Annotated in this window: 7 protein-coding genes; 2 read left to right on the plus strand and 5 right to left on the minus strand. The window is 65.3% G+C overall.

The features are described 5' to 3' along the window. Positions 1-4: 4 nt before the first annotated feature. The gene (locus tag AB3X89_RS25955) at positions 5-367 is read right to left on the minus strand and encodes a PleD family two-component system response regulator (protein WP_368585845.1); all 363 of its coding nucleotides are present in this window, start codon (positions 365-367) and stop codon (positions 5-7) included. 215 nt (positions 368-582) lie between these two features. Here AB3X89_RS25955 and AB3X89_RS25960 point away from each other — a divergent pair, with 215 nt between their 5' ends. Together AB3X89_RS25960 and AB3X89_RS25965 are read left to right on the plus strand one after the other, a co-directional pair. Then, entirely contained in the window at positions 583-1,791 is a 1,209-nt protein-coding gene (locus tag AB3X89_RS25960; RefSeq protein WP_368585846.1) for a sensor histidine kinase, read from the plus strand. Positions 1,792-1,804: 13 nt separating this feature from the next. Continuing rightward, the gene (locus AB3X89_RS25965) at positions 1,805-2,302 is read left to right on the plus strand and encodes a GNAT family N-acetyltransferase (protein WP_368585847.1); all 498 of its coding nucleotides are present in this window, start codon (positions 1,805-1,807) and stop codon (positions 2,300-2,302) included. Here AB3X89_RS25965 and AB3X89_RS25970 read toward each other — a convergent pair. The 4 genes from AB3X89_RS25970 to pcaF all read right to left on the minus strand — a co-directional run bounded on the left by AB3X89_RS25970 (position 2,294) and on the right by pcaF (position 5,995). Next, entirely contained in the window at positions 2,294-2,722 is a 429-nt protein-coding gene (locus AB3X89_RS25970) for a hypothetical protein (RefSeq protein ID WP_368585848.1), read from the minus strand. The genes AB3X89_RS25965 and AB3X89_RS25970 overlap by 9 nt on opposite strands. Positions 2,723-2,736: 14 nt before the next feature. Continuing rightward, positions 2,737-3,684 carry a hypothetical protein gene (locus AB3X89_RS25975; RefSeq protein ID WP_368585851.1) on the minus strand — a complete coding sequence of 316 codons (948 nt, stop codon included), beginning with the start codon at positions 3,682-3,684 and terminating at the stop codon, positions 2,737-2,739. A 272-nt stretch (positions 3,685-3,956) separates the two neighbouring features. Continuing rightward, positions 3,957-4,535: a hypothetical protein gene (locus tag AB3X89_RS25980; RefSeq protein WP_368585849.1), complete on the minus strand. Its 579-nt coding sequence runs from the start codon at positions 4,533-4,535 to the stop codon at positions 3,957-3,959. Between the two features lie 257 nt (positions 4,536-4,792). Continuing rightward, positions 4,793-5,995 (minus strand): 3-oxoadipyl-CoA thiolase, encoded by a 1,203-nt coding sequence (gene pcaF, locus AB3X89_RS25985; protein ID WP_368585852.1) that lies wholly within the window; start codon positions 5,993-5,995, stop codon positions 4,793-4,795. Positions 5,996-6,007: the final 12 nt, after the last annotated feature.

Genomic DNA, 6,007 nt, shown 5'->3' on the forward strand with positions numbered 1-6,007 from the left:
CGTATCAGCACCGTGGCGTGCAGAGTTGCGCGATCGTGCTCAAAAACAGATCCGCGCCGATCGGCTTCAGCAAACATGCGCTGCAGTACTGAGCTTCGCTGTCCGACGGCGGCACCGCGGTATGGACCAGAATCGGTACGTTGACCGATAACGGCATCGATTTCAAACGGCGGCACAACTCCGCGCCGTCCATGATCGGCATCATCCAGTCCGTAACAATCAGGTCGGGAACGTGAGCGACGACACAAGCGAGCGCTTCGGCGCCGTTGCTCGCGCAACTCACCTCATACCCTTCGCTTTCCAGAATCAGCCGCCACGCGGCTAGAATTTCCGGTTCGTCGTCCACCAGCAATATCGAATACATCATGGTTTGCTGACGAAACTTGCTTCTTGTCTGACCAGAGTCTCGCAAGAGGTGTTCCACACGAGGCAATTGCGCGGATAATGACGCGGGTTGCCGGCGCACATCGGATGCCTGGCCGATTGCCGGCGCAAACAGGTCTGCGGTGCCCGCGCCGAACCGAGGCGTTCGGAACCGTTCGCGTGTTTGTATGTTGTAGAAACTCCATTCCGGTATCCATCATGACCGACCGACGCGTGAGCCCGCTGCGCAATTTCGCCAACTTCATCCGTGCGGAACGGGGCCGTCTGACGCGGCAATGGATGCATGCCGTCGCCATCGACGCCGATCTCGTCGAAGCGGACAAGCTCACCTATCAACAGCTGGTCGACCATATGCCGGAAATCCTCGACCAGCTGTGCATGGCGCTCGATGCGGAAGATCTCGAACGCGCCGAATCATCGATCGAGCGCGACGCGAAGAAGCACGGCAATGTCCGTTGGCAGCAGGGCTACCGGATCGAAGAGCTGGTGCGCGAACTGGACCTCTTCGAGCAGGTGCTCGTCGGAGCGCTCGAAGAATTCGTCGAACGCGACCGGACCTGCACGCGCCGCCACGAGAGCCGCGCGCGGCGTCTGATCGCCGAAGCATTCAGCGTGGTCAGGTATGCGTCGATCAAGGAAGTGGTCGGCGAGCGTGATCGCAAGATCGACGAATACACGGGCCGGCTCGAACGCGCGAATGACGAACTGACACTCAAGCAACGGCTGGTCGGCGATCTGTATGATTCGCGCATGCAGATCACGCGCAGCGTCGCGCACGATCTGCGCAATTTCCTCAACGCGTTTTCGGTCGCGCTGCAACTGATCGAGCGAGCGCCGTCGCAAGCCGATGCCGCGCTGACACTCGCGAACCGTCAGGCCGCCGACATGAAGCAACTGGTCGACCAGATGGTCGAGTACTCGGTCGTGCTCGGCGACGCGGCGACACTCGTGCTCGAAGACGTCGATTTGCGCGAACTCTTCGACGAACTCATCGCTTCCATGCAGCCGTCGATCGACGCGAAAGGACTCGCGCTGCGCAGCGAGTTCGACGCGGCGCTGCCGGTCGTCACGTCGAATCGGCTGAAGCTCAAGCAGATCGCGGTCAATCTGTTGTCCAACGCGATCAAATACACGAAGTCGGGACAAGTCGAATTCCGGTTCGCGATGCATGGCGCCGAACACTGGGCGATTCGCGTGTCCGACACCGGCGTCGGCATCGCGCCCGCCGATGCGGAGCGCGTGTTCGACGAGTTCGAGCGCGCGGCCGGCGAGGAAATCCCTGGCACGGGTCTGGGGCTCGCGATCGTCAAGGAGCTATGCCGCGTGCTCGATGGACAGATCGAGTTTGCGTCGCGCGAGGGCGTGGGGACCACGTTCGAGATCCGGTTTCCGCTGCATGTTCAATGACCCGACCCATCGCATGATCCATCTGCATACTGCCCGCTTCCCCGAACAGATCGAGGCCGTACGGACCATCTTCCGCGAGTACGCGGAGAGTCTCGGCTTCGATCTCTGCTTCCAGCAATTCGACGACGAACTCGCCAGCCTGCCGGGCAAATTCGCAGCGCCACGCGGCCGCGTGCTGCTCGCGAGCAACGGCTCGGGCGACGATCCCGGCGATATCGTCGGCTGTGTCGCAATGCGTCCGATCGACGACACCATCTGCGAAATGAAACGCCTGTATGTGCGTCCGGCGGGACGCGGGCTGCATGTGGGGCGGCAACTCGCCACGCGTATCCTGGCGGCCGCGAAAGAAGCGGGCTATCGCCGCATGCGTCTCGACACGCTGCCCACTATGCAAGCGGCACTCGGGCTCTACGCATCGCTGGGTTTCGAGCCGATCGACGCTTACGTGTTCAATCCGATCCCCGGCGCGATTTTTCTGGAATGCGATCTGACGCGGCCGCGTTCAATGTAATCGCGTTGCGGGCCTGACCCAGCCTGCGGATAGGCACTCCCTCATCGCGCCGTTCTGCTCTCTCAATCCACGCACGACGATCTCGGACGATTTGCCGTCACGCCGCGCGAGTTCGGCCAGATCGAGCAACGCGGCGTAGCGCGCGGAACAGTCTCTCGTCGCGCTGGCGGCGGGATTCGCGCGACGGTGGTCGTTGGCGTCGCTGGTGTCGATGACTGCGTGGATTGCCGACATCGTCGCCACGACGATCGTCGCGAGTGCAGCCGTTTTGCGGAGCGCGCGCCACGCGGACCCTTCCGCCGCTCGCGAACGACGCGCCGCCTCATCAGATGGTGGGTGCTGGCCCGCCGTGCCGCACATCACGTCGCACCGCGCTGCGCGACGTGAGCGCCACGACTCGACGCGGGTTCTGATTCGCATCGCCGCGCTCATCGTCAGGCCCAATGCGCCGGCACCCACACGCGCCCGACCCAATGGCCCGGCACCCAGACGACAGGCCGCGGCGCGACGTACACGGGACGCGGCGCGACGTAGACGGCCGGCGGCGGCACGTACACCACCGGAGGCGGCGGAACATAGGCCGGCGGCGGCGTCACCACGACGGGCTTCGGCGGTACGTACACGACCGGCGGCGGCACGACGACCGGCGCAGGCGGCGGCGCGACCACCACCGGCTTCGGCGCGACGACCATGGTCGTACCGCTCGTCGTCGTGGTCCCGCCTGCGACCACCACGCCGCCTGTGACCACCGTACCGCTCGACGTCACCGTGTGACCCTGCGTGCCGGTCACGCTCGTCGATGTCGTCACGACCCCGGGCGCGACCCGCGTCGCGGTGCCCGAGTGATAGACGCTGTTGTTGTCCGGCCCCGTCACCGTGCCCGAGCGCGCGCAGGTCGAACCCGCGCAATTGGTCGACGCCGAATGATTGACCGTATTGCCGTTCGACCCGGTGATCGAGCCCGACGACGAATACTGGCCCGGCGCGGTGCGCGTCACGTCGCCAGACGTCGTCGCCGTTTTGCCGTCGGGACCCGTCATCGTGCCGGTATGCGAGCAGGTACCGCCCGCGCAGCTGGTGTCGCCCGAGTGCTGCACCGTGTTGCCATAGCGGCCCGTCGCGGTACCCGAGTTCGAGAACTGGCCGGGCGCCGTGCGCGTGACCGTGCCGGTGTTGCTCGCGAAGCCGCCATAGGGGCCAGCCATGCTGCCCGCATGCGAACAGCTACCGCCGCCGCACGAGCCGTAGTGCGCGCCGTTATAGACGCCGCGCGACGTGTACGCGGTGCCATGACCCGACCAGGCGAACGCCGATGCGCTGCCGAGTGCGAGCACGGCCGCGGCCGCGCCGAGCACCGCCCTGCGCAACGCGCCTCGCGCCATGCTGGCGCGGACCTTGTCGGAACCTGCGAATGCACGATTCTTCACGATATGTCCTTGCTGGATTCGGGCCACTTGCGTAATTGCCGCGTGGCGACGAACGGACTATAGAAGGACACATCGGGGAAATCATCAGGGAAGATATGTCGCGCTGTTTCATCGCGACTCGGGCCCGCCAGGCAAGGCTTTGCGGGCATTCGTCGGGCGGCGCGACATATCTCGACATAGTTTGCGAAACATTTCCGGCCGCTGAAATGGGCCGCGATCTCAGCGGCTCAGTGGCCCACTGGCGTCACCTGCACGGCGGCTGCCGACACGAACACCGCATGCAAGGTATCGCCGACCTTCACGTCGCTCAGGTCGACGTTGGGCGCGGCCTGGAACGTCTGTGTCTGATAGGCGCCGCGCAGCGTCACGAGGCGCTGTTTGTGATCGATCTTCAGTACGGTCGCGAGTACCTCGGTCTGTCGCGCCGATTCGTAACCGCCCGACGCCGGCGCATAGCTCTGCTTGTCGGCTCGCTCGCGAATCCCCTTGCCCGCGCCGGTGACCTTTTCCGCCTTCGTGAGCAGCGCATTCTTGTAGAGCACGTCGACGCGATCACCGATCTTCAGTTGATCGAAGCCAGCAACCTGCTGACTGACGAGCACGATCGCGACGTTGCCGCCCGAGCCCTTCAGCGTCAGCGCGCGGTTGCCCGCATCGATGCCGACGATCTCCGCCGTCATATGCACCGGCTGCGCCGCGCTGAGCACCGCCTGGGCGGTGCTCGCCATGTCGTCCTGCGCGCGCGCCGGCGGGGTCGTGGCCGCAGCCGCCAGCATCAACGCTGCGCCTATCGTCGTTGTCTTCATTCGCGTTCTCCTCGACAAGGGTTTCGATCCGGCGTGACGGTCATGATGAGCGCCGCGCAATGACTTCGCGCTACGCAGTGTTCGTGCCCGCCTCCATCGACTCCACATCTTCAGGACAACTAGTGCAAACGATAGGACGCGAACGATTGTACGCGCGAGGCCGCGCGCAAAAGCAAACAGCCCCATCGCGGGAACGATGGGGCTGTTGCATGAACGGATCGCAAACCGCGCGCGATGTGCGTCGCGCTACACGTGCATCACACGCGCTCGATAGCGATCGCGATACCCTGGCCGACGCCGATACACATCGTGCACAGCGCGAAGCGGCCCTGCGTGCGTTGCAGTTGATACGTCGCGGTCGTCACCAGACGCCCGCCGCTCATGCCGAGCGGGTGGCCGAGCGCGATCGCGCCGCCGTTCGGGTTCACGCGGGGATCGTCGTCGGCGACGCCCAGCGCGCGCAGCACGGCGATGCCCTGCGAGGCGAACGCTTCGTTCAGCTCGATCACGTCGAACTGATCGATCTTCATGCCCAGACGCGCGAGCAGTTTCTGCGTGGCCGGCGCCGGGCCGATGCCCATCACGCGCGGATCGACGCCCGCCGTCGCCACGCCGAGCACGCGGGCACGCGGCGTCAGGCCGAAGCGCTTCGCGGTGTCTTCGTTGGCGAGCAGCAATGCGGCCGCGCCGTCGTTGACGCCCGACGCGTTACCGGCCGTAACCGTGCCGTCCGGACGCACGACACCCTTCAGCTTCGCGAGCGCTTCGAGGCTCGTTTCGCGCGGATGCTCGTCCTGCGTGACCGTGATCGGATCGCCCTTCTTCTGCGCGATCGTCACGCCGACGATTTCCTGCGCGAGCGTGCCGTCGCGTTGCGCGCGCGCGGCCTTCTGCTGGCTGCGCAGCGCGAACGCGTCCTGGTCGGCGCGGCTGATGTTGTAGTCGGTCGCGACGTTTTCGCCGGTTTCCGGCATCGAGTCGACGCCGTACAGCTTCTTCATCAGCGGGTTCACGAAACGCCAGCCGATCGTCGTGTCGTAGACCTCGTTTTGCCGCGAGAACGCGCTGGTCGCCTTGGGCATCACGAACGGTGCGCGGCTCATGCTTTCGACGCCGCCGGCGATCATCAGCGCGGCTTCGCCCGACTTGATCGCGCGCGCGGCGATGCCGATCGCATCCATGCCCGAGCCGCACAGACGGTTGACGGTCGAGCCCGGCACGTCCTTCGGCAATCCCGCGAGCAGCAGCGACATGCGCGCGACGTTGCGGTTGTCGTCACCGGCCTGGTTCGCGCAGCCGTAGATCACGTCGTCGATCGCGGTCCAGTCGACGTTCTTGTTGCGCTCCATCAGCGCCTTGAGCGGCACCGCGCCCAGGTCGTCGGCGCGCACCGACGACAGCGAACCCGCATAGCGGCCAATGGGGGTGCGAATCGCGTCGCACAGGAATGCTTCGGTCATGGGATGTCTCCA

The organism is Paraburkholderia sp. BR14320 (assembly GCF_040948665.1).
Classification (GTDB): Bacteria; Pseudomonadota; Gammaproteobacteria; order Burkholderiales; family Burkholderiaceae; genus Paraburkholderia; species Paraburkholderia youngii.

Coding starts and splice junctions, on each gene's coding strand:
- pcaF (WP_368585852.1), bottom strand. CDS start 5,995: ATGACCGAAGCATTCCTGTGCGACGCGATTCGCACCCCCATTGGCCGC.
- AB3X89_RS25970 (WP_368585848.1), bottom strand. CDS start 2,722: ATGCGAATCAGAACCCGCGTCGAGTCGTGGCGCTCACGTCGCGCAGCG.
- AB3X89_RS25955 (WP_368585845.1), bottom strand. CDS start 367: ATGATGTATTCGATATTGCTGGTGGACGACGAACCGGAAATTCTAGCC.
- AB3X89_RS25980 (WP_368585849.1), bottom strand. CDS start 4,535: ATGAAGACAACGACGATAGGCGCAGCGTTGATGCTGGCGGCTGCGGCC.
- AB3X89_RS25975 (WP_368585851.1), bottom strand. CDS start 3,684: ATGGCGCGAGGCGCGTTGCGCAGGGCGGTGCTCGGCGCGGCCGCGGCC.
- AB3X89_RS25960 (WP_368585846.1), top strand. CDS start 583: ATGACCGACCGACGCGTGAGCCCGCTGCGCAATTTCGCCAACTTCATC.
- AB3X89_RS25965 (WP_368585847.1), top strand. CDS start 1,805: ATGATCCATCTGCATACTGCCCGCTTCCCCGAACAGATCGAGGCCGTA.